We start from the raw sequence: 22,998 nt of genomic DNA, 5'->3' as shown, positions 1-22,998 counted from the left end.
CCCGGGCAGCAGATCCCTCACTGGTCGCATCAAAAAAAGCGTTCGTCGCGATTTACGATGAGCATGTGCGACGCGATGATTCCGGGTCGTCATGGTCACTTTTCCTCAGGTGGTGTTTGCGCTGCGGTACGGCGAGCTCGCGTTGCAGCGGCGGCGATTCCAAGCTTGCGGGTTGGAATATGCGCCATCTGCTGATCGCAGTCTTCCACCAACGCCACGTCGAGGTACCTGGCCAGGTTTGCTGCGAGTTTGGGATTGCGTCGTGACCGGCGCAGGATGGCGACTGCGACCTCGTCGCCATCGTCGTTTTCGAAACAATTTTCGAACGCGCGCGTGTGGCCACCTCCGCGCGCAATGACCTGTGCTGCATAGGCAACGCGGCCGCGAAAATTTTGCGGATCATTCAGGCGGGACATGTTGATTTCCTTCGCTGCATTCGTTTGTCCTATGGGTGGTCTCATGCTCGGTTGAGGATGGTCATCGCGGTCGCAAAAGCGCCAACCGATCATCGGCGAAGAGAAAGGGCAGACCTCCCGAAACACGTCGCGCATCGTTTCGGCGAGGATATTGCGGGCCTCATCCTCGCAATCTGCATGAAGATAAATCTCGATCCTGGCTTTGAAGCTGGTCATGACGTTTCCTCGCTCTCAGACGTTTCAACTTGACCCAGTCAGATCAGGGCTGGTGCCGGCCATGGTGCCGAGAAGATGGGAAAGGCCCGCCTCGATCAGCATCGGGATTGTGGCGTAGCGTCCGGTCGCTGCAACTTCGTGAAAGCCGTAGTCGTCGGGCCGGTTCTCGTTTTCCCACGACGCGATATGCGCTCGGGCGTCGGCGACGCTGTCGAAAACGACAGCTTCGGATTGGCCGGCGGGATCGAGCAATGTCCAGAATCCAAGCCCGAGGCAGTGGCCGAGATATACCCCCATTTGCGGGTGGATGATGACGATCTTCCTTGGAACGATGACGCTGTCATCGTCGATTTCAGCGAGCGGTGTGGGATTGGCGTTATGGGCATTCGACGTTTCGCCGGCGAGTACTCGGTCGCGCCGGCGAAAGTCCGCGAGCAGGTCGTGGCTTGTTGTATGGAAAATGCCGTTTTCCGTGATCAGCGACACGCTTGCGCCGAAGGAATCCGGACGCTGGGACCTGTCGCTGATCCACTGGATGACGACAAATTCACATGCTGTCGATAAACGCGTGAGAATGTCCTGGACGATGAACTGCCACGGGAATTCTCCCAGGTCTATGAAGATCACGGTTTCAGGATCGAGGCCTATTTCGGCAGAAATGCGCAGGACGTCACGTTCGAGGAAATCTCTGAGGAGACTGCCAATACTGGCGTCCGAGCGATTGACGGCCTGGCTCAGTTCACGTCGCGTGACTGCGACAGGGTTCATCGGTCCTGTGTCGGTGTAGAGTTTCAGGCCGTCTTCCGTTACCGCGGAGTCCAGCACTTTCGTTAGGATCAGCCTTTCGAGTGCGGTGATATCGGCAGTTGGAAGCGGCGGATAAGTCGTGATCTTCGTCTGAAGAGCGGTCACACGAGAGTCCTTTCTAAAAGGAGGAAGCCCGGCGCGAGGGCCGGGCTGCGGGCAGGCTTCGATGGTGCGTAACGATGCGAGAGGGATTAACGGGAGTGGCGAGCAGCTTTGGTGCGCGACTGGCACCGAAAGCGATTTGCCAGATAGTCGCGTCGTGCGCGGGCGACGGACAGGCCATCCGGCGTCCTGGCATATGCGCTATCGGAAACGCTGTAGGTGATGGCTGAGCGATAAACCACGAAGGCGTTGCATTGGCGGGCGACCCAGAACCGACCGTTTTCATACACGATGTCATCCTCCGTCATGGCTTGTCTCTGCTTGATGCGGTTTTGGTTGGATCGAAAGCTTTGTGCGGCTTTCTATCTGGAGGTTGTTGGCTCGCCGCCATGGTGCCCAGCGGCGAGGTGTCGTGTTTGGGCGAAGTGTGTTCCGCCTCGCGATCTCGATGGCCGGCCACGGGGCGGAACGGCCGGGAAAGCGCTGGAAGTCAGGAAGATCGTCAGGCCGCGCTTTCGAGCAGCTTTCGTGCCTTACCTTCGAGTTCCAGTCGGGTGTCCTGATGGGTTTTGCCGCGAGCAAGCGCGGTGATGCCCTGGACAAAGTCGAAAATCGATTCAGGTGGCCGGCTTTCTTCCCGAAGCACCGTGTCGATGATTTTTCCTGTCTCGGTTTTGGAAAAACCGCGCTTGCGCAGGAAGCTGTCGCGATCCTCGTCGTTGCGCGCTACTATCCGCTCGCGGGCCGCGCGAATGCCGGCGATGAAGGGCGCGGGTGAGGAGTTCGCGAAATTCGTCAGCGCCGGAGCCGCCTCATGAGCGAAGCGGTGGGCGGCGAATTTTGAATGCCGGATCGTGATTTCCTCAAAATTTTCGACGCCCCACAGGTTGCGATTGCAACAAACGGCGCGCAGATAAAAGCTTGCAATTCCAAGGGTTTTTGAGCCAACCTCGCTGTTCCAGGCATAGAATCCGCGAAAGTACAAATCGGGCTCGCCATTGGGGAGGCGTCCGGCCTCGATGGGATGTGTGTCGTCGCATAGAAACAAGAAGACATCACGATCGCTGGCATAGAGCGTGGTCGTGTCCTTCGTGATGTCAACAAGCGGATTGTGCGTCATGCTCGACCAGTCGAGGACGCCTGGGACTTTCCACATCGTGTCGCCCGTGCCGTTGCCGGCGATGCTCATCACCGCGGCGACAAGGTCTTTGTCCCAGATGCGACCATATTCGGGTCCAGTCACAGCGCGTAGTTCGACGCGGCCGTCATCCATCTCCAGCGTTTTGACCAGTTCGGCAGGATGGTTGAGAAGGCCATGCTGGAGGTTTATCGCTGCGAGCGGTGCGGGCAGTTGCCGCATATAGGTTGCTGGCGCGCCGACGAGGCTGCACAGCTGCCCGTAGCTCCAATGGGTCGGCGCCAGTGCGCTGCGGTCGCCCGGTATGATCAGCGACAGGCGTTCGGCATTGTCGCGGGTCGCCTCAACATGGATAGCAGCACTTTCGACGGTTCGGACGCGGGCTCGTTCTGTGCGGTCGCTGACTGCGCGATGGAGATCCGAGAGAGACAGATAGCGCTCGTCGTCGGGTCGAGAGAACCATTCGGACGAAACGCGGCCGATGTTCTCGCCGCGCGAGATGTCGACCTTGAACCCAGACGATGCTGGGCGCGGATTGGAAACCATGGTGTTCATGTCGAAATGCTCCTGAAACGAAAGTGCCCGACTTGGTAGCCGGGCGATGAGAGAGAAAAGCTGTTGCTTGTGATTGATCGCCGGGCAGCGCGTTCGGGGCACCCGACGCTCTGAGCCTGGTCGAGGTGACGATCAGTCGATCGCCCGGAAGATCTCGGAGGCTTCCGCGTGCCCGTCTACATAGGCATGGAGACGTGCGAAGCCTTCGGGAAGAAGCTCTGATGGATGCTGGAAGGACAGGTGCGAGCAGGTGAAGAGAGTGGCGATGATGCCGGCGGCTTCAGCGGACACTTCCCCCTGAAACGTGGTGATATCGCCGGTGATCCGAAATCGTGGTTTCGATGTCGGCGCGATGAACAGGGGCTTGTTGTCAAGCTCGAAGAATTGCCAATAACCGCCGCGATAGTCGAGCGGGCTCAGCTTTTCCATAAAGCTGTAGATCGCAAATTCGGCGGCCATCATGAGCGGCATGCCGAACATGGCCGGCATGAAGTCGTGGCGTCGATCGTCAGGTACCACCGTGGCAGCCTGGCGCGTGATCGAAGATGTCGACATGGATAAGATCTCCGGAGAGCAAAAAGGGGCAGGCCGGGCGGCGCTCTCTCAACCGCCCCGCTTCAGCCCCTCCCCGGCCGCCCTCTTTCCTCTTTCGTCGACGGGCGCTGTCCGATCTCGGACTGAAAGTGCGGTTGGCGGTGAAGAGCCGGTCAAACCGCCCACTTTCAACGACCTGTAGTGGGAGCGGTGTGCCGCTCGGCAGGCAGGGGCAATGGGCCTCTGCAACAGATCTGGAGTGCGGCACACGAGCATCAGTCGAGGCCGAGTTTTTTCGGCGAGGTCGCCTGCAGCATCCAGCGTTCGCCCTTGATGCGCCTCAGAAATTCGGATGCCGGCGGGGTGCGTCCAAGTACGCGTTGAATATGACGCTCTGCGACGACACGAGTCGGGACGGCCGAGCGATCGGCAGCGCCGAGAACCGGACCAAAGCGTTCCTCGGCCTGGAACACACCGAAGGCATGGTGCCTGAATAGGAACCAGGCCGGCCCATCCACCCATGTCTTCGTTTGATAAAACCAGTCGTGGAGTGGATGGTAGATTTCCGCATCGCCGCCAAAGCGGCGAACGTCGTCGGCGACGAGGTCTTCTATTGTCGGCGTCAAGCATGGCAGCCAGCTGGGCGGCTCGAATCCTTCTACCCAGTCGGATGCGGAAGGCAGTATCCGGCAGTCTTCGGCAAGATGCTGGCGGCCGAGCGTCTCGGTCGAGACGCTGACGCCGTCGCTGTTGTCGATATGATCGCCAAAAATCTCACGAGCTGCCGCTACGCCTTCGGTGTGGTGCTTCAGGGCGCGGTGGGTGAAATGGCAGAACGTCGATTTCGAGGAATCGAAATGATGGTGATAGGCGAAGTAGTCCTGCCATCGTCCGCCGTGCAGTTTCACGGAGGATCGCGCATGATCATAAGGGTGCATTTTCTGCTCTCCGCTTGTGTTTACCAGGGGATGTAGTCGAAAATGGCCTCGGGCTCGGCCCCAGCCATGGCGATCAGAAGCTGGTCAATGGAAGCGTCGAGGTCTCCAGCGGCGCGCCATTGGTCGAAATCGCCCGGCGTACCGCGTGGCAACAGGCTCAGATAAAGTGGGAAGACCGATCGGGCATGATCGAGTGACAGGCGCCGGGTGGACCATGATCCGTCCCAGACGTCGCACATGGCTTTGCGATGTGCGATCAGGGTCTTTCGCTGAAGTCGGTGCTCGCCGCGGTTGATCGCGGCGAGGAAATTTTTGAGCGCATCATGGGACGCCTGATCGGGGCGCGCGTTGCGCCACGTCCTGAATTGACCGACCTGCATGGACAGGTCTTTTTCGTCGCCGGAAAGGTTCAGCTCGATCGTGGCAGCGTGGGCGCCGTTGCGCCGGAGGGAGAGGATCTGCTTCTCGCCGCGCCGGCAGGGGTCGTAGTAGCTGCCGACACAATGATCGAGGGCGTTGCCTTCCTCGACCAGTTCCGCAGCACTTGTCAGCGGCACGATCACATCGATGCCGTTCACGCTATGCCAGGGCTCGCATATTGCCGGCCATCCGCGCTTTTCGGCGCGATGCTCATGCCGAACCGCGGCGATCGATGCTGCACGTCGATGCCAGATCGAAACCGCTTCCGCAAAGGACTTGGACCCACGTGATCCGACAAGAGCTGTTCGGACGGCCGTTAGAAACTCTTTGCGTTCCGCAGACTCAAGAAGTGTGGATGACGGGAACCGCAGATCGTAGAGAAAGTCTCGAATGCGGCGCGGCATTTGTGGGAAACGCGTCCTGGCGCGATCTATGACGAGTGGGCACAGGATGTCGTCGCGGAACGCCCCGATTGCATCCCGCATTGCGTCGTCCTGCGGATCGAAGCGATCCGGCCTCAGAAGTTGCGGTTCGCGCAGTGTCAACCATGGTGTGTTCAGCCATGCCTGCGGCTGGTCCGGTTTGCCGTTTCCTGGCCATTCCTGAAGTGGAACCGAATGGACTTTCAGCTCTCGAACCGCAGTTACGAAATCCGGGCCGAAGCTTGTGAACATCCGTTCCTGCTCGCGAGCGCCTCGCAGGCTGCGCAACTCGGTCTCGGAGATATCGAGGCGCTTGGCCAGGATGGGATTGAGAGGCAAACCGTCGTCTATGGCGTCGGTGATCGGTCGCTCCGTCAGGATATTGGACACCGCAGCGTACAATTGGAGGGCCTGCACTCTGCGGATGATGATATCGGGCCGCTGAGGGTCGCCCGATAGATGCGTGGCGAGTGCCCAGATTATGGTTGGGTTGAGGGACTTGGGTTCGTCTTTCCATCTGCGCGCTCGCTCCGGAAGATCGCGGCTGAGAACGGCGTGCAAATGTGTATCGCCGAGTGCCTGAAACGCCGCATTCAATGTCTTTATGGCCATCGACACAAGGCGGGCCATGTCCCTGATTGAATCGTGGGGCACCCCAGCCTTCAGGAGGTCGATGACGAAGGGCAGAAAGCCTGCCTGGTCGATATGCTGACCGATCGGCAGTTGCTTGCCCCATGCGGTAGAACGGGCACGATCCGTCACCGCCTCCACGATCAGATCGTAGGCGTCGCTTATGACGCCTTCGGGAAGGGAGGGCCTTACCTCGATATGAGCTTGGACGCTGTGTGGCGTCAGCGCCGTCTTGAACTGACACTGCGCCAACGCTAGCACATTGGTCAGCAGGTCGATAATCGGATGAGCGGCGGTGTCGATATCAGGGATCGTTGTACGGAGCCGACCGCGGCTGATGTCGGCGAGAACGGACCATGTCAAGGAAGGAGAGGGCGTCATTGGACGGCTCCTTCCTGCGCGGCCGCGAAAGTTACCTCCACGATTGCGTCGTCACCCGCCTCGTCTTCTTCGGGCGGTTCGAGATCGTCAAATTCCTCGTCCTCATCATAGTCGTCGGTCCCGTCGCGATAGGTCATGTCGCAGACGACACGGTCCTCGCTGCATATGGCGCCGGGGAAAAAGCTGACGGTGCCGTAACCGCCATCATTGTTGACCCAGTCACTTTCGGGCAGGTCGGCGGCGGTGCGCTCAAGGACTTCGTCGAGGAGCTGGATTTCGCCGGCGTCCGAAAAACCGATAGGGATAGAGGGCAGACGAGCGTCCTGACGGCCGTCCCGATAACAGACATATTCGAGCGTGCAATCGCCGGAATCGCCCTCGCCGTTAAGATCGTATCGCACTTCGACGATGCCGAGGATCGCGAGAAGTTCCAGGAATGGCAGATCGTCTTCGCCATAGACGATGGCCTCCGGAGTGCCGGATGATGGGTCGTTTTCCATGATGGCTTCCTTGAAAAGCAAAAAGCCCGGCTGGGTAGCCGGGCTGGTGTTGGAAAATGTTGAGATGCGTGCGTGGTTGGTGGGCTAAGTCACGAGGTCGAGATCGGGGAACCTCTCTCTGGCTCCTCCAGACCACCCTCTCCACCGCCCGCCTTTCCTCTGGCGGGTCAGACAATCAGAACGATGTATCAGGGTTCGGGATTACGACAGCGCTGACCAGGCAGGAGGCGCGTCCTCCCGGATCGACGATGGGACAGGGACATCAAAAATCGCCGTAGTTGACGTCGGCACGGGGAAATTCCAGCAGGAACCTGTCTACCGCGGCAATCGCCTCGTCGTAGCTCGGGAGGTCTTCCGTTTCCGCCAACGAGGTGCCGTCATCGCTGTGGACAACGACGTCGTATGAGTCCGGATCCTCGGGAGGTTCGCAGAGCGTCGCTCCGCCATCCGGCGTGTTCTTCATAGGGTAGATCACGATCTCGATCATCAGACGTTGATCCTTTCACAGAGGGTGTCCACGCTTTCCAGATCGATCGGCTCGTGGGCGCCGCTATTGGTGGCGATGGCAAGAATGTCGTCGGGGAGGTCACCGCCCGTCTGATCGTAAACCTGCTGGTAGACGCGCAACGCGGCGAGGATCGTGTCGCGCTCTTCGGCCGAGATCCTGTACGTGGTGTAGTGGGTCATCGGATGCTCCTGTTCGAAATGTTGATCGCATGAGGACCGGATCGAGCTGTTTCGATCTCGGTTCCTCCGTGAAGCGTGGGCCATTGAATGATGGGGCCGGCGTTTATTGTGGGTCGCTGTGGCAGGCTTCAGCGCGTTGGCGTGCCGCCCGATTCCATGTCGACGACTTTGAAATCCCATTCGGGGTTTTCGGCAGCGTTGTCGGTAATAAGCTTGTCGCAAGGTTCACGGGTCGACCAGCGTGCGGCATGAACACGAAGGTTCGTGAGACCGCCCCTGGAGGTGAGGAACTGCCATTTCTTGCGGCCCTTCTCGCGGACCTTGATCGCGTATCTCATGACGGCTCTCCCGCGATCAAAGAGACAAACGGGATCTTGTCGACCTTGCGCAGGTCGACGACGTCGATGTTGTCGATGATCCATCTGCGCAGATGGGCAGGCTTGATATCCCATGAACTGCCGCCCTGTTGAGAAAGACGCCTGTCCTCACGTTTTGTGGCGGTAAGCTCGCCGCAGAGGATGCGTGCAGTGACGAATTTGGCGTCGACTCCAAGGATCGCAGCCGCCCTTCTCGCCGAGAGCTCCGGGCGGGTTGCCCGCCGTGAAAGCTCGAGGCGTCTTGCTCGAACCATGATCGCGGTCGGCGAACGTTTGAACCCGTGTTCGCTGAAGATTGCGGCGGCCTTATCGGGCAGGTGGAGAGGAACCTTGCGCATCAGCATGTCCTCCGCAGCGGTCCACGGCGGTTCCTTCTTGTGGCGGATGGTCAGGCCGAGGGTTGTCAGCCGCTTCGTCAACCACCAGCGGGGAACCTTGAGACGCAGCGCCAGATCGGCCACAGCGCCTTTGCGTCCAGCATCCATCGCCTGCCATCCTTCCCGAATCTGCTGGTCGAGTTCGGGACTGGCTTGGTGGCGTTTTCGCGTGGCAGGCGAGCCATTCGTCTTGACGCCGAGCTTTTTCGCCTGGCCGTAGACGCCGGCGGTGCTGCGATGTTCTGGAAGGCGGGCAAGGCAGGCGCCTGCCCCGCCGTCGGGAAAATATCGCCGCACGATCTCGCGTTCGGCGTCGGTCCAGAAACGCTTGTCGTGCTTTCCGGGAACATATGGAGCGGAAAGCCGTGGCTCACGGCGACGCGGTTTGCTGAAGGAAACGGCGGTCAGGCTCATGATATCATTCCCTTCGCAATGCGAACGGCGCGCTCATCGCCGACATCGTCGATGTCGACGGCACCGTAAGTGTCGAGCAGGGCAAGCGCGGAGGCCACGCGTGCTGCGTCGATTGAAAGATAGTCGGCGAGATCGGCGACAGTGGCGCCTTGCGGCGCAAGGGGCGCGAGCACTTCCCAGATGCGTCCGGCATCGGCGAACGCCGGTTCACGAATGAGAGCCCGTACTGTCTTGATACCGACAGGAAGGCTGGTTTCGGATCGGATCTCGCTGTCCGCCTGGGATGAGGCATGAAGGTCTTCAAGGTTGAGAAGGCCCGCGGCATCTTTCGCGCTGATCGAGGCAGGTGCAACGATGTCCGGACGGGCGCCGATATGGCGGGTTTCGACAGGGCCAATTCGTAACGTCGCCGGCGCGCGGGAAAAAGCTGGCCCTGACGCCACGAAATCACCTGGCTGAAGGATCGGCAGGCGATCAAAGGCCTTGCTCGCATCCCAGCCGATCGTTTCGGCGGCACGGCGAATATCGATGTCCAGCGTGTTAAGGCCGATCAGGAAGTTCAGTGCTTCCGAAGATACCGATTTCGCCAGTCGTGCGATGCGCTGCGTCGCGAGGATACCGGCGAGGCCACGCTTGCGCCCGCGGCTCATCAGATCGGTGATTGTCTGCGTGGCCGCTTGCCGCACAGAGGTGGCGGCGAGACCAGCGCCGCCGAACGGGGCGAAGATGTGGGCCTCGTCGATGGCGACAAACACCGGATGCCAGTGCTCGCGCGGGACCGCGATCAACGCGCCGACAAAAGCGGTGACCGCCTGCATCTGGGCTTCGCGATCTATCTGGGACAGGTCGAGCAACGCCGACAATCGGTGTTCGCGTGCGCGCGCGGCGGCAATCGCAAGTGCGGCCGAATCCAGCCGGGAGCCGTCGAGGATGGGATAATCGTAATGCTGCGCCAGCGATACGAACTCGCCTTCGGGGTCGATGACGATCTGCTGGACCAGACCATGGGTCTGTTCGAGGATACGCCGAAGCGTCCAGCTCTTGCCTGCGCCGGACGTCCCCTGGACGAGAAGGCGGCCGTCGAGCAGCTTTTCCAGGTCGAGGCGGATCATGCCGCCGAGGTCGGAAAGACCAAGATCGATGCCTGCCTCCGCACCGTTGGCGGAGACAGGCATTTCAGCCGGGCTGGCGTGGCCGAGTTCGGCGGCGAAAGCCCTGGCCAGCTCCTGCTCGATTGGCGCCATACGTGAAAGTTCCTGGTCGGTAACCATGGTGCCGAACGTCATGGCCGTCCTTCCAGATTTGCGGTTGCAGAATGGTGCCGGGGTGATCGAGTACCCGCGGCGGAGACGGCTTCGGCCTGGTGACGGGAGGCCTGGTCGTCTTTGGAATTCGATCCCGTCGGGCCGACGCCGGTGATCGCACGCACGGCAGCGGCGAGTGCTGGAATATCGTCCAGCAACCGAAGCCCGACGAAGTGGTTCGCACCACCGGTATAATCCTTGCGACCTTTGCAGGTGCGGATCAGGATGCCGTGCCCCGAGGTCAATCCGAACTGGCTGACCTGGAGATAGAACCGGTCATGGTGGAGCGAGATTTCACCGCTGACGGCTACCCCAGCTTTGTTCGAACGAATTTCATGCGTTCCGGCAGGAAGATCGAGTTCGGCCGCGAGCTTCTTGAGCCGGGACCGGGCAGTGGAATGAAAGCGTCGCTTCTGCTCGTCATTGTATGAGCAGGATTTTGTCCATTGAAACATTGCGTATGCTCCTTGAAACGGCGATCAGCCCGGTCTTCTGTCGAAGCCGGGCTGATCGCCTGAAGAGGTTATGGGAGACAGGTCGTCGCTGCCGATCTTTGGTCTGCTTGAGCGTTAGCCGTCAGGCCGCCCTGCCCTCGATCACGTCCGCGCTGATCTCATCGGCGGTCACTTCATCGAGGTGAGATCGGCTGTGACCGGTCTTTGCGAGCCAGAGCTCGGCAGCTTCGCGGCTGTGCGCCAGGTGCAGCGATTCGACATTGTGGCCGACCTTCTGGACCACCCGGACCTGACCGACCTTCGGCCGTTCTATCACCTTGAACGTCAAGTCGGTGTCGATGTTGTAGGTTCTCATGATCGTGACAATGATCACGCCATTCTCTTCGAAATCGCCTTCGTGCAATGTGAATGATGGCGGGCTGGTGTAGGTCGGACGCTCGCGGGCTGGATCCTTGCGAATGAGACGTCCGACGCCGTTGCGTGACTTCCACGCCGCGAGCTTTTTCGTGAACCGGGCGGGTGGTCTTGGCTGGTGGTCGGTGTAGGAGACGAGCGAGCCGAGCGGGGTGTCGAAGATATGGGAAGCGGTCATTTATCGGGACTCCGGAAATAAAAATGGCCCGGCGCGAGGCCGGGCCACGGGTTGGACTAAGGGCGATTGATCACTCGGCAGCGTCGAGATGACGGCGCTTTTCGATGTCAGCCTCGTCTGACGCCTGGTCTTCGCTTTCCGCACCGTCTGCAAGGAATGCGGGAAGTTCGACCTCGCCATCATCGGCGGAGTCCGTGGCGATATCACCGTTGTCCTGATCGACGCCGTCATCGGTGGCTGCGCGGTCCCAGGTCGACCGAAGCTGTTCGGGAAGCCAACCGCTGTCTTCGAGCAGACGGGCGGCTTCGCGAGCCATGTCCGGCTTCTTCAGATGGTCAATCAGCCGGGCTGCGTCATCACCTCTGGCTTCGCGCACAGCCTTGAGGATGTGGGCTTTGGTGACCCTGCCGAGATAGGCGTCGACCGTCGGTGTCCATCCTGCATCGGCCATGTCAAAACCGATCGAATGCGCAAGCTGGTCTGCATGAGCGATCTCGTCAGTGCGGCGCCTGAACTGCTGGACAACCGCGTTGAGCGAGAGCGAGACGCAGTGTGCGAACAATGCCTGCCGGCTGGCATCGTCGAGCGCTAGCAGAAAGTCCCACAAGTCGCCTGGGTTCTGGGGCAAATCCTGACCCCACGCCTCATGCCGCTGATCGATCTCCTTCGCCCAGGGCGTATCGCCCAGCCCATATGTCTGGCCAAACGTGGCGGACTGCACCGTGATCTCCAGACAGGAATCCTTGCTATAGCGGAAGAACGTCTGAAGCACGAGCGCGTGCAGGCCGGCGATGTAGGCCATGGCCGGATCGTTGGCGAGCGCGTTGCGAAGAGCGACGGTGCGGGTTGCCGTCAGGTCCTCGATCAGGCGATCGGGAAGTGGACGAAGCTTGTCGTCCTCTTCCTCCTGCTCGACGGCAAGGTTCTTGCCATTGATCGAAATGCCGCCATCGTCCGACACGGAATCGTCCGCATCGAGATCGTCATCGTCCATTTGGTCGTTCTCGATTTCGTCGGCGGGCTCGTCCTCGGGCTTGACGAAGCCGCGTTCGATTTTGAGATTGCCGTCGGCACCGAGCGAGATGAAGACGCCGCCGCGCGCGATCTCTCCCGGATCGAGGATGTAAGGACGGTCATTGATCTCATCGAGCTCGTTGCCGATTTCGGTGAGACGATCCTCCGTCTCTTCGGAATAGTCTTCAGCTTCGGCATATTCGGCGTCGAGCTTGTCGTATTCCGCCTTCAACGTGTTATGGCGTGCGCGTTCTTCGTCCGATAGCTCCGGCTGTTTGCCGTAAAAGCGGCGCAGGCCGGAAACATGGCCGTAGGAGAAATCGATTGCCGCATCGACCCACTTCCAGCCTTCATCGGCCTTCAGTTTCTCGGCATCGGTCTTGAGCTTTTCGAAGACGAGTTGTTCCAGTAGCGCGGGATCCTGGAGCCAGCCCCCCTGATCCTGTTCGAACAGATCGCGCATGACGATGCCGCCGGCGGCCTCATATGCTTCGACGCCGACATAGACGGCGCGGCGATCGGTGGCGCGTACCGCCGTTTCGGTGAGAAGGCGACGGATATAGTAGCCTTCCTGGTTGTAGGATCTGGAGATCGTATCCCAGACCTGTTCCTGACGCGCATGATCGTCGCAGACCGCGAAGGCTTCGAGCTGGTCGAGCTTGATCTCGCTTTGCTCATAGAGTTCGAGGAGCTTCGGCGATACGGCAGCGAGCTTCAGACGCTGCTTTACGACGACGGGCGTCACGAAGAAGCGCGCCGCAATCTCGGCACTGTCGAGGCCCTGGTCGCTTAGGGTCTTGAAGGCGCGAAACTGGTCGAGTGGGTGAAGATTTTCGCGCTGGGTGTTTTCAGCAAGAGAATCCTCCTCGGCCGAGGTCGTCTCAGTGCGGTTGACAATGCACGGCGTCGGCGCCGTCTTGACCATCCGCTTCTGCTTGACAAGCAGTTCCAGAGCCGTGTAGCGGCGACCGCCGGCGGGTGCGTCGAAGCGGCCGGTCTCGTTTCCATCGGCATCACGAATGGGTCGAACGTTGAGGCTTTGCACCAGCCCACGATGGGCAATGTCCTCGGCCAGTTCCTCGATGGTGACGCCGTTTTTGATGCGACGCACATTTTTCTGCGACAACGCGATCTTGTCGAAGGGAATGTTCTCTGCCGGGTTGAGAGTGATCTTCTGAATGGCCTTTGCCATATCGTTTCTCCGTGGCCGGCCGGCCAGAGCCTCTCTCCAACCGCAAAACCAGCCACGAAAGCCCCCTCCTCCCTCTCCCTCTTTTCGCGCCGCCGCCTCAAGGGTCCGCGCATGGGCGTTTTCCCTTGAAGCGTCTGTTCCTGATCCTGGCTTGTTGGGAGAAATGCGCCGATGGTTGGCCTCCAATCGACCGGACAGCCCCGGTTCCAACTTAGGAATCTGCTTTCGGAGGACTTACATCGAATGACAGACCGAGTCATAAAGAAGCGGGACATAAGGGGTGAATTGAATGCCGCGTCATCTGAATGACGATAAGTCCAAGGCAAATGTCGCGCCAGATTGGGATGACGACGAGAGGCTGCACAAGCGTTTAAGCAAGGCTCTCATCCGAATTCGTGATCTGAATGGTCTGCTTAGCAAGGATATGGCGGAACGTCTCAAGGTAACCGAAGGTTATATGTCTCAGGTTTTGCATGGCCGACGAGACGTTCGTTTGTCGATGTTGAATCGAATGGCGAAGGAGTTTGGAATCGAGGCCTCCGAACTACTTGAAGACAAATGGGACGACGTCGAACCTCGGCGACGTGGCCTAAAGTCTTCCCAGCGGCGTGAGACTACGTCCTGATACTGGCGGCTCTCGCTGGCAATCGTATTTGAACTGTCATTCCTTTGCGCAAGTGGGGCTTATTGAGCAGAATGGGTTAGTTGGTCCTGGTTTTTTTGATCCTGGGTCGCGCGCCTCTGTGTGACGCCTACCAGAAAATTTTCGGGTGAACTGGCGGCTAAAATCCAATTTATGCCCGCCGGGCCGCGCTGTCAGTCGCTGAAAGAAATCGCTTCAAGCTCAAGCCCGCCAACAAAATGTAGGGTGGCAGTGCCAGCGAATAGTGACCACAGTTCAATTCAAGAGTGTTGGGTCGCGCGCCAGCGTCGTTCAGCTTCTGCAGCAAGTTCGCCGATAGCTCCGGCAAAACCACTTTGTCTCTCGCAGCTAACACGACCTGGAGCGCGAGATCCGGTCGCGCCAGACGATGAGCGTAGTTTTCCAGGTTGAGTGGACCCCAAGCCCGCTGGAGATCGGTCAGATCGACGTCAGGCTCCAGGCTATCGCGTATCGCTCGTGTCGCGCGACCTGACCAAACCATATCGGCAAGGCTTCCTGCCGTCAGAAACAACGAGGCTTTCGATACGGTCGAGTCATGCGCCGCGATCAATCCGGCCACCCAGGAACCGAGGCTCATACCGAGTACCGAAATGTCCCGATAGCCCTCGCGCTTCAGCCAACGAATGAGCTTGCGACCGTCCAATACGGCCTGCCTCACGGATTGGATCGTGCGTCCAAGGTTGGCGCTAAGCATATGGTCGGCGTGCAAGGATCCGGGACGACCGCGCTCGAAATGATAGGGCATTGCAATTTCGACAACCGTGATGCCGCGCTTGGACAAAAAGCCGGCAATCCGGCCATTCCAGGCGCTTGCGTTCCAATGGTGAAAAATCACCAATGCCTGATCGAGAGACCCGCCGTCTGTGATTTTCGCCCAGACAACATTGTTCTCTGGGACGTCAGTGGAAATGTCCGATGGAAATTTGAGCCATTCGCCCCGTCTCTCAAAGCCCTGTTCGTTGCCGGCCGCTTCGCCAAAAAAGGCCGGGTCAGCCACGGCCTGCTGCGCCAGGACGCAAAACTCCTCGATTGTTTTTATGTCTTTCTCGCCCGGAAAGGCACGGTCGGCGTCAAGGGTGAAAGCGGTTGTTTTCTTCGCTTCCTCGCCGCGTTGCGCCCGCCGTTCATCCCATCGATCGAGCCATCTATGATACACGTTGATCGTTTCCCAACTCGCTTGCTCGACCAAGCCCGGGATCAATTAGACCGTACATCGCAAGCAGCACTCCAACGGCCAGGAGGATCGAGAAGCCTGGAAATGCGTCGATCAGCAAGTAGCTGGCAACAAGCACTGCTACGATTGCCGACATCTTCCACAAGGGGACTCGCAATTGACTTCCGGCGCCCAAACGGACGGCCCCGTATAGAAAAACAACACAGGTCGAGATCGCGACCAGAAGGCTGCTGTAGTGCGTCGGTAATCTATAGCTGAATCTGTTGTCCATATCGGCGTGCTGATACAAGACCGAGGAAAGGTCGCTGACCAACCAGGTCACTATATTCGTGCCACTGGATGCCAGGTAAGAGCTTTGAAGCTTCATGACGGTGGCGATCAGAATACCCAAGACGGTACACCGGAAAACCCAGCGCATCACCCTGAGCCTAGCTTCACGCAGATCGCGTTGGAAACCCACATCCTGTCGATTTTTCGATGCCTCACCGATTCTCCAGAGATCATCGACGGCCGCATAAAGCAAAATGAGACCCGCGAAGAAAAGATAAAAACACAGGCACATATACAGGTAAGCGAGCCCAGTGAACGCGATCTCCACCGGCACTGATATGACCTCAGGGTGTACGATCGCTAGCTTGCCCCAATCTATCGCATAGTTGCCGCCGCCTTTGATTAACGGGACCAGACACACGCCAATCCACTGGGCAAGGCCGGCGAACACCACACAAATCACGAAAACCGCCCAAAATGAGTAGGATGAGGAATCTATGATGTGCTCCCAGGCATGGCAGCCGTCATCCTGGCCCCCGCTTCCTGCAAGCTTTGGTCGTTCTTCGTGTTTCCACGCGATGACAAGCTCAGACACGGCGGCCAAAAATAGTGGCAGAAACACCATGAACACGAATATCCAATTCGCGGCCCAAAGAAATCCAACCTGCTTAACGATCCCGTCCGCACGGATATATTTCACGTTGTGAATGCCGACGATATACGACAGAAACCCAAGGGCGGCGATGCCCGCGAACACCGAAGCCGGTAGGTTCAAGGGCGAGCCCTGGCTAAAAAGCGCCTCTGATCTCCTCGCCAGACCAAAACGCTGCCTTGGTTTCGCGGCGTCGGTATCAGCTGCCAGCTCCACCCGGGACTTTGTTGCAGCAGCGATCCGTGCCATATCCGGAACCTCAAGCTCATCGCTGCTTCCCGCTCTCTTCGATCCTCGTCTTTTGGCCGATAGTCGCGATTGCGCCGTGCTGAGCTCTACCTGCCATTCGCCGGTTGCCACCGGATCATCGCAGCCAAAAATCCTCGCCAGCCAACGAATGTTGGCGGTGCTGATCCCCTTGTCGTTATCTTGAAACCAAAGCTGCACGGTTCGCAGATCGACTCCAATCCGATTGGAATCAATCTGTGAAATCGCCTCCGCAAGAAGCTCAGGCGTCCAGGAACCCGCAGGAAACCCGTCATCGCCCAGTGGACGTCCCGCCCCCGCCGCTGCGGCTCCCTTGAACAATTCTTTGAAATCGCTTCCATCTCGCGGCGGTGGAAGGAAATATTTTTCGTTCTTTATCAACCGCTTATAGTCGATGATTTCGTTTCGCTTCGCTCGTTTTCGTATCCTATCGTGCCTTCGTCCTCAATCAACGGTTATATCAGCAGTTATATCAACTCGATTTTGGCCGGCAGAGGAGGAGATCGAAAGCCCGGCGACCCGCTGCAGAGGCGCACCACGGTTATTGCGTGGGAGGTGTTTCGCAAATCTCTGCCCGTGGAACTGTTCATCTACACGGTTGGCGGGCTGCGTCCGCATCTGGGTCAAAATTTGTATAGGCAATCTTGAGTACACAAATTTTTTGTCTAGTGGCGGTGGCGGAATGTTCCGCATGGACGAAAAGCAGGAAAAGGCAGGGCGTCTGGGGCATGAGAAGCAGTGACCGAAAGGCGCCATTCATGCAGTTTGAACCTTTTTGCAGCAATTCAGCGGATGATGTTGACGGGGGCGTCCGTGCGGCCATATCCACGCATCGTCGCAAAATGCGCGATCTCGTCAATTTCACCCGCGACTGCGACAGAAATCGCAGAACCGATAGCTTCTCGGTCACGCGTTTGGAACGTCTTTCGAAAGACGAGCAGATTGCTTTGACTGCCATTGCGGAGGCGAATGTCTTATCTGCTGACGACCGTCGGTCTAAAGCGATGTATTTGGCCGATCTGCTCGAGGCTGATCCCGAGTGCATGAAGCCCGAGGACCTTGTAGCGGCGCTGCGCTCGCTGGCATGAGCACCACTGTGGACGGCCCTCCTATTCATTGACCAAACGAAGACGCCGCGACGTAGCCTGGTCGAGCACCCATCGCTGCAGATCCGCACCAAGGACCCGGGCGTTTGCCGGGCTCATATCGGAGGGTGTGATTTCATAGAGCGGGGCGATCTCCCTCATACGAGGCAGCGTTTTGGCTTTGGCGGCGAGGTACTGTTCGGTGTCCATGCCCATCGCCTCGATGACGAGGCAAACCGGCGGATGGTTGCCATAGCTCGTTTCAAGAATGAAATCGGGGCGGCAAAGACCTTTTTGCGTCGGGGTGGCAAAGAGCGGCTTCTTGATTGTGATCCGAAGGCGAGGGGCGGCGCCAAAAAGGGATATCTGCAGCCAGATAAGCAGATCCGTGACATCACGCTCGAAGCCGGACTCGACGGGAAAGAGCGTACCGCCGTTGAAGACGGGCTGGGCGTAGGATTGCACTGCTCGTAGATCACCGTCGTCGTCATCGTCGTCACCAAAATCGACGTTCGCGATTGCAAGATATGGACCGCGCCGACGGGGATCGCCGCGCAGAGGTTGGCGCAGACGTGAATGAAGTGCGATCGGTTCCGAGAGGGCTGCGGGGCGGATGAGCTTGTCCGTCACGCTGGGCGAAAACAGGATCAGGAAACCGGTACGGCGCTGGTTAGGCGCCCAATCACCTCGCGATTTGCGCAGCAGCCGCTGAAATCTGGAATTTCTGTCCCGGTAGTCGCCGGCCCATGTGGTCGATAATGCGCTGAAGCGCCAGGTACGCGTGATGCGCCATTTGCGGCCCGTGTTATGGAGCGCAGCAAGTTGGTCCTTCAGGCGGTACGGGGATGGCTGATCCTGAAGTGGCTTAAGCACGTTGACACCTGCGGCATCCATGAGGCGCCAAAGTACCAGGGCGAGCTTTGAAGGCCGATCGTTTCGTTCGCGATCATGGTCAGGAGTACCGCGCTCAGCGTCGGCAAGCTGGGTTGGAATGGGTGGCAGGGCATCGATATATGCGATCTCGCGACGGTGCACAGGTCGCAGATTGAAGGCGCGATCATGTGAAGATGGCTCGAAGTCGCGATCGACATGGAACGGGCAAGCGTCGGCATGGTTGGGTCGGTCAACGCGCGCATGCGGATCGCCGTCGGCAGGCGTGAGACGGCGCAAAGTGAACGTCCGCTCCTGCTGTTGCGGCGCGAGCAATGGCTTGAAGTTCCCTGGCGTGCAGTCGCACTCGATCCACCCGTCCCTGGCTTTAGCGCGGCGAATGACCGCAAGCGCTATCGCATCCTGTTCCGCAGATGATGAATGACCATACCAGGCTCTCAGCGCTTCCGCTTCATCGGCTGTGATCTGGTCGACCTGGTAGGCTGGATTTCCGCGGAGGACGATGCGCATGATCGTTCAATCCGTCTGACGTGAGAACATCGTGCACGCCGGCGACGGTTGAAGGTCCCGCAGTCCAATGCAGCTGGCGGACAGCGTGGGTTTGACTTTTCCCCAGCCCTGAGATCCATGCATCCAGCGAGCAACGGCCGATAAGCTATCCGGCTTACCGGCGCTGCTCCGTAAGCCTACCTGAATGGACGAATGAGAGCACAACGTCGCTCCTGAACAGAACATACCGCGTATCATTCCTCCCCTTTAGAAATGATACTCTCGTGAAACTCACTCTACGTCCAGCCCTAGCGATATGGCGCGCATGATCAACCGTTGATCGAACATGGTGTGCGAAAAAGGATCGACGTGCGATCGGACTGCTCACATTGCGCAGCCCGCCACTCCCATGGCGACTGGATTGCCCTGCCAGATGCCAACCATGACTCTACATAGCCGCCGCACCGGAGCGTTTTCGCGCGATTTGTCGGATTCGGACTGGATCGTTCGTCGTTACAGTGAAGACAGGGCAACCGGCCCGCCACAACAGAGGAACGCGATGACTATTACGATTACGGCCTTTGATGAAAGCTCGCCGGATCGCGGCCAGGGACTGGCGAGGGACATGCGCGTGCGCTGGGCGCTGGAGGAAGTGGACCAGCCTTACGAGGTGCGGCTCGCTCCGTGGAGCACATTCAGGGACCCCGCGCATTTGGCACGCAATCCGTTCGGGCAGATACCGACTTATGAGGAAGGTGATCTCACACTGTTCGAGTCCGGTGCGATCGTGCTTCATATCGCAGAGCGCTTTCCGGGCCTGCTGCCGGCGGATGCGAATGCGCGGGCGCGGGCGATCATGTGGATGTTTGCTGCGCTCGATACGGTGGAGCCGCCGATCGTCGATCGCGACGTCGTCGAGAACTTCGAGCAAGGCAAGATCTGGCAGGACGAGCGCTTCGAGATGGTCGATGAACGCATTCGCGAACGGTTAGATCAACTTTCCGCGCGCCTGGACGACAGCGAATGGCTCGACGGCGATTTCAGCGCCGGCGACCTTCTGATGGTGCATGTGCTGCAAAGGTTGCAGGGGTCGGAAATATTGGAGGGATTTCCGAACCTCTCCGCCTATGTCGCCCGTGCAGAAGCGCGGCCGGCATACAAGCGCGCTTTCGCCGCTCAATTGGCGGTGTTCACCGGCGCGTCGCGATGAAAGTTCTAACCGTTCTTCGCGTCCTGCCTTTTGCGGCCCTCGCTCTGGCCAGCATTTGGGCTGCCAACCGGGCTCCTGATGGTCGCCGTCCGCCACAGATCGACTTCACGGTTACGCTTGAGGCAATCGCCAACGCCCTGACCAACACGCCGCACATTGCCTCCATGGCTATGCTGTTCGCTCTCGCCGTGCTCGCAACCGGCTACTCGCGCGTTTGGCTTGCTGCCGTGCTGACATTTCTTGTGGGCGTGAGCTGGGAACTGGTTCAGACCACGGTGATCGCCACAATCCCCGTGTTGTTGACATCTTCCCCAACCTTGTTGGCATTGCCGTTGCCTGGATCATCGTATCCGTGTCGGTTTTCCTCTGTCGCTCAACCCGTTCGCGCATGGCGCAGAACTCCTGAATCCTGTTACGTCACATAAGTTAGAAGCGCAAAGCTGAAGTCTCGCACTCGTAGAGGCCAGCGGACGAGTGCTTCGTAGCACGCGAATATTGGGCGGCGCGGCCTTCGTCTCACGGCTCGTGCTTCAGGCCCTTTCGTCTCCCGCGACATTTGCTGCCAATGGCCGTAGCCTGGAGACCGTCCAGCAGGAAGACTAGAGCCTGAGGATGCTCGCCTATCGCACCACATGCTACCAGAGTCCTGATCCCCGGCTTAGTCATTTTCATCAACAGACAAGCCGAGGGGAATATCTCCCGACAGCAGCTTTTCTTTCGACAGCAGCCCGGCATCCTCGAGCGCCTCGAAATCCGGCAGGTCGCGCAGAGTGTCCAGACCGAACTCGATTAGGAACGCCTTGGTCGTGACATAGGTGTATGGTGCGCCGGGCGTTGGGCTGCGTGGTCCGGAGGCGATCAGGCCGCCGCCGCGCAGATGGCCGATCAGGTCGCGCGAAACTTCCTTGCCGAAGAAGGCCGACAGTTCAGCGCGAGTGATCGGCTGGAAGTAAGCAATGCACATCAGCACCAGCACCTCGGATTGTGTCAGCTCAGTCGCCTTCTCACCGTCGCCGACGGCGGCACGGATGGCCTCTGCATAGGCCGGCCGGGTCAGATGTTTCCACCCTCCCGCAACCGCGACCATGTCATAGGGGCGGCCGCGGAGTTCCTCACGGATATCGTCGATTAGAAGGTCGATGCTGCAGTTCTTTCCCACAATGCGGGCGAGCGCCTCGCGGCCGACCGGTTCGCTCGCCGCAAAGATCGTCGCTTCGACGCGGTTCATCCACTCGCGCCAGCGCGCTTCCGGTGGCAGATGCTCCAGCTCACGGTCGAGCAGACCGCCCTGCCCTGCCCTGTCTTTTCCCTTTCGTGCCGTCGGCTCCATCACGTCTACAGCCCGTACAAGCGGAAAGTCGGGCGGCCAGTCAGTTCACGCACGGCGCCGAACTCGACCAGGCGTTCGAACAAGCGGCGGCTGGAGCGGTCGCTGGTCGTCCGGCCAGGCTGCGCGGTCAGGGCGTCTTCCGAGAGCAGCTGCAGTACCGCTGTATCGGCGTCCTTTCCACGCAGTTTCGGCGCGACGGCCAGGAGCCGTTCAGCGCGACGAGCGAGATCCGCATAGAGATCGAAGGCCGCCACCGCCGCTCGGCCATAGGCGCGCGCGCAAGCCTCTCGCCAGGGAGTCGAATCACCATTTGGGCCGGCAGCAAGTCGAAAGTCCTCGCGCTTGAGATGAGCAGCCAGCAGCGGCACCGGTCGGCGCCAGCTGAGGCGACGGGCAAGCGCGACGTCAGCCACCCACAGCGCCAATGGTCGGCTGTCGCGTCGCAGGTTCAGGCTGGTCGCCGCGGCGGATGCGGCTGCCTCAATCGGGCTGCGGCCCTCTACTCCAGCGATGAGCGTCACCTCGATCGCCTCGCGCACTCCCGTGTCGATAAGGACGGACAACAACTCGCCCAACACGACCGGCCAGTCGGCCTTCAGCGATGATGGTCCAAGCAAGGAACCTTCCGCCAGCACGCGCCACGCCTTGAGCAGCTTTCCGGCAGGGCCAGGATCGTCGCCAGGCCGCGTCAGGTAAAGATGGTCGCGCAAGGTCGCTTCATCTTCGGGGCGGCCTTGCAGCCGTACAATTGCTGCGGCCGATGCAAGCGCGAGGCGCTGGCGCCAGAGCTTCGTCAGCGGATGCTCATCGCGCACGATAGAATGCAGGGCGGCAAGTGCGGCACCAGCGCAAAATACCGCATTCTCGTTGTCTTCAGCGCGGCCGCCCGTCCGCGCCCAATCGGGCGGCGGCGCGAATGAAGGTGGCGGTTCAGGCAAGAATCGCAGTCTGGAGATCATGCAAAACCCTACACTGCGGCGGCGTTTCATGCCACTTAATATTGGCTAAACCGCCGCGCCTGTCGGGCGAAAATAATGAACGATAATTTTGCTCTGGCTATGCCGTCTGGCAGATTCCGACCAGTTGCTTCGAAGCAGGACGGTAACACATTTTGGGAGATTCGGAGCCGGTCTTGAGCGAATTCGTTCCAGCATCGTACTCCGTCGAGATTTGGCGCAGATCGTCAAACAGCGATCGTCTCAAAGGCTTCGGTGCCTGCCTAGCGGTTATCAGACCGAAGCTGCTCGCTGCGGCCTTCCCGCCGTAAGCGGTGTAGCAATCGCAGCACAAGTCGATTGCGCGGGCCTCGCGCTACTACAACGGCCCAGAACGGCAGATCGGCTGGACTGATACCTGGTCGCACCGTAACGGTTCGCACGCGGCTACACGCCGAACAGCCTACGGTCCCAATAGACCGGCTGATGCAGACTGGGCGTGATCGACGCGAATTCCGGATGCTGGGGATTAACCAGGATGTTGCTGTCGACGCGAGCAA

General features: G+C 59.4%; 25 protein-coding genes. 4 read left to right on the top strand and 21 right to left on the bottom strand.

Annotated elements, in window-relative coordinates:
• Window positions 1–95 precede the first annotated feature (95 nt).
• The 16 genes from DY251_RS18485 to DY251_RS18410 form a co-directional block, all read right to left on the bottom strand.
• Complete coding sequence (locus DY251_RS18485) at window positions 96–632, bottom strand: hypothetical protein (RefSeq protein WP_116625400.1); 537 nt, start codon at window positions 630–632, stop codon at window positions 96–98.
• 24 nt (window positions 633–656) lie between these two features.
• The gene (locus tag DY251_RS18480) at window positions 657–1,544 is read right to left on the bottom strand and encodes a hypothetical protein (protein ID WP_116625399.1); all 888 of its coding nucleotides are present in this window, start codon (window positions 1,542–1,544) and stop codon (window positions 657–659) included.
• Between the two features lie 86 nt (window positions 1,545–1,630).
• Window positions 1,631–1,849, bottom strand: a complete 219-nt coding sequence (locus tag DY251_RS18475; RefSeq protein ID WP_116625398.1) for a hypothetical protein — start codon at window positions 1,847–1,849, stop codon at window positions 1,631–1,633.
• A 194-nt stretch (window positions 1,850–2,043) separates the two neighbouring features.
• Window positions 2,044–3,234 (bottom strand): DUF932 domain-containing protein, encoded by a 1,191-nt coding sequence (locus DY251_RS18470; protein ID WP_116625397.1) that lies wholly within the window; start codon window positions 3,232–3,234, stop codon window positions 2,044–2,046.
• A gap of 132 nt (window positions 3,235–3,366) precedes the next feature.
• The gene (locus DY251_RS18465; RefSeq protein ID WP_116625396.1) at window positions 3,367–3,789 is read right to left on the bottom strand and encodes an antirestriction protein; all 423 of its coding nucleotides are present in this window, start codon (window positions 3,787–3,789) and stop codon (window positions 3,367–3,369) included.
• Between the two features lie 254 nt (window positions 3,790–4,043).
• Window positions 4,044–4,706: a DUF6915 family protein gene (locus tag DY251_RS18460; protein ID WP_116625395.1), complete on the bottom strand. Its 663-nt coding sequence runs from the start codon at window positions 4,704–4,706 to the stop codon at window positions 4,044–4,046.
• 20 nt (window positions 4,707–4,726) lie between these two features.
• Window positions 4,727–6,559 carry a PcfJ domain-containing protein gene (locus tag DY251_RS18455; RefSeq protein WP_116625394.1) on the bottom strand — a complete coding sequence of 611 codons (1,833 nt, stop codon included), beginning with the start codon at window positions 6,557–6,559 and terminating at the stop codon, window positions 4,727–4,729.
• Entirely contained in the window at window positions 6,556–7,059 is a 504-nt protein-coding gene (locus DY251_RS18450) for a hypothetical protein (RefSeq protein ID WP_147307458.1), read from the bottom strand. Before DY251_RS18450 ends, DY251_RS18455 begins: the two co-directional genes overlap by 4 nt.
• A gap of 262 nt (window positions 7,060–7,321) precedes the next feature.
• On the bottom strand, window positions 7,322–7,546 hold the full coding sequence (locus tag DY251_RS18445; RefSeq protein WP_116625392.1) for a hypothetical protein: 225 nt from the start codon (window positions 7,544–7,546) through the stop codon (window positions 7,322–7,324).
• Complete coding sequence (locus DY251_RS18440; RefSeq protein WP_116625391.1) at window positions 7,546–7,746, bottom strand: hypothetical protein; 201 nt, start codon at window positions 7,744–7,746, stop codon at window positions 7,546–7,548. Before DY251_RS18440 ends, DY251_RS18445 begins: the two co-directional genes overlap by 1 nt.
• A 128-nt stretch (window positions 7,747–7,874) precedes the next feature.
• The gene (locus DY251_RS18435; RefSeq protein ID WP_116625390.1) at window positions 7,875–8,084 is read right to left on the bottom strand and encodes a hypothetical protein; all 210 of its coding nucleotides are present in this window, start codon (window positions 8,082–8,084) and stop codon (window positions 7,875–7,877) included.
• Entirely contained in the window at window positions 8,081–8,914 is an 834-nt protein-coding gene (locus DY251_RS18430; RefSeq protein ID WP_116625389.1) for a hypothetical protein, read from the bottom strand. The genes DY251_RS18435 and DY251_RS18430 overlap by 4 nt, the downstream gene beginning before the upstream one ends.
• A complete protein-coding gene (locus DY251_RS18425) occupies window positions 8,911–10,200 on the bottom strand; it encodes a helicase HerA domain-containing protein (protein ID WP_116625388.1) in 1,290 nt (429 codons plus the stop codon). Before DY251_RS18425 ends, DY251_RS18430 begins: the two co-directional genes overlap by 4 nt.
• On the bottom strand, window positions 10,197–10,673 hold the full coding sequence (locus DY251_RS18420; RefSeq protein ID WP_245416028.1) for a hypothetical protein: 477 nt from the start codon (window positions 10,671–10,673) through the stop codon (window positions 10,197–10,199). The genes DY251_RS18425 and DY251_RS18420 overlap by 4 nt, the downstream gene beginning before the upstream one ends.
• Before the next feature lie 121 nt (window positions 10,674–10,794).
• Window positions 10,795–11,265: a hypothetical protein gene (locus DY251_RS18415; RefSeq protein ID WP_116625387.1), complete on the bottom strand. Its 471-nt coding sequence runs from the start codon at window positions 11,263–11,265 to the stop codon at window positions 10,795–10,797.
• 70 nt (window positions 11,266–11,335) lie between these two features.
• The gene (locus DY251_RS18410) at window positions 11,336–13,471 is read right to left on the bottom strand and encodes a ParB/RepB/Spo0J family partition protein (RefSeq protein ID WP_116625386.1); all 2,136 of its coding nucleotides are present in this window, start codon (window positions 13,469–13,471) and stop codon (window positions 11,336–11,338) included.
• A 289-nt stretch (window positions 13,472–13,760) separates the two neighbouring features.
• Here DY251_RS18410 and DY251_RS18405 point away from each other — a divergent pair, with 289 nt between their 5' ends.
• Window positions 13,761–14,096: a helix-turn-helix domain-containing protein gene (locus DY251_RS18405; RefSeq protein WP_116625385.1), complete on the top strand. Its 336-nt coding sequence runs from the start codon at window positions 13,761–13,763 to the stop codon at window positions 14,094–14,096.
• A 169-nt stretch (window positions 14,097–14,265) separates the two neighbouring features.
• Here the strand turns inward: DY251_RS18405 and DY251_RS18400 are convergent, their stop codons facing one another.
• Complete coding sequence (locus DY251_RS18400; protein WP_116625384.1) at window positions 14,266–15,291, bottom strand: RcgR family putative quorum lactone hydrolase; 1,026 nt, start codon at window positions 15,289–15,291, stop codon at window positions 14,266–14,268.
• A complete protein-coding gene (locus DY251_RS18395; RefSeq protein ID WP_116625383.1) occupies window positions 15,281–16,879 on the bottom strand; it encodes an RcgA family putative transporter in 1,599 nt (532 codons plus the stop codon). Before DY251_RS18395 ends, DY251_RS18400 begins: the two co-directional genes overlap by 11 nt.
• 461 nt (window positions 16,880–17,340) lie before the next feature.
• Between DY251_RS18395 and DY251_RS18385 the strand changes: the two genes are divergently transcribed.
• Window positions 17,341–17,586 (top strand): hypothetical protein, encoded by a 246-nt coding sequence (locus DY251_RS18385; RefSeq protein ID WP_147307457.1) that lies wholly within the window; start codon window positions 17,341–17,343, stop codon window positions 17,584–17,586.
• 21 nt (window positions 17,587–17,607) lie between these two features.
• Here the strand turns inward: DY251_RS18385 and DY251_RS18380 are convergent, their stop codons facing one another.
• Window positions 17,608–18,984: a hypothetical protein gene (locus DY251_RS18380; RefSeq protein WP_116625380.1), complete on the bottom strand. Its 1,377-nt coding sequence runs from the start codon at window positions 18,982–18,984 to the stop codon at window positions 17,608–17,610.
• Window positions 18,985–19,522: 538 nt separating this feature from the next.
• On the opposite strand from DY251_RS18380, the gene DY251_RS18375 reads away from it, so the two are divergent.
• Both DY251_RS18375 and DY251_RS18370 read left to right on the top strand, forming a co-directional pair.
• Window positions 19,523–20,173, top strand: a complete 651-nt coding sequence (locus DY251_RS18375) for a glutathione S-transferase family protein (protein ID WP_116625457.1) — start codon at window positions 19,523–19,525, stop codon at window positions 20,171–20,173.
• Window positions 20,170–20,598 (top strand): hypothetical protein, encoded by a 429-nt coding sequence (locus tag DY251_RS18370; RefSeq protein ID WP_199498876.1) that lies wholly within the window; start codon window positions 20,170–20,172, stop codon window positions 20,596–20,598. Before DY251_RS18375 ends, DY251_RS18370 begins: the two co-directional genes overlap by 4 nt.
• A gap of 233 nt (window positions 20,599–20,831) precedes the next feature.
• Here the strand turns inward: DY251_RS18370 and scpB are convergent, their stop codons facing one another.
• Window positions 20,832–21,503, bottom strand: a complete 672-nt coding sequence (gene scpB / locus DY251_RS18365) for an SMC-Scp complex subunit ScpB (RefSeq protein WP_116625379.1) — start codon at window positions 21,501–21,503, stop codon at window positions 20,832–20,834.
• Between the two features lie 5 nt (window positions 21,504–21,508).
• Entirely contained in the window at window positions 21,509–22,462 is a 954-nt protein-coding gene (locus DY251_RS18360) for a DUF1403 family protein (protein ID WP_116625378.1), read from the bottom strand.
• Window positions 22,463–22,998: the final 536 nt, after the last annotated feature.

It is taken from the genome of Mesorhizobium denitrificans (assembly GCF_003403035.1).
In the GTDB taxonomy this organism is placed as follows: domain Bacteria; phylum Pseudomonadota; class Alphaproteobacteria; order Rhizobiales; family Rhizobiaceae; genus Mesorhizobium_G; species Mesorhizobium_G denitrificans.
Note: the sequence above shows the minus strand (reverse complement) of the source record. Positions and strands in the feature narration are given on the sequence as shown.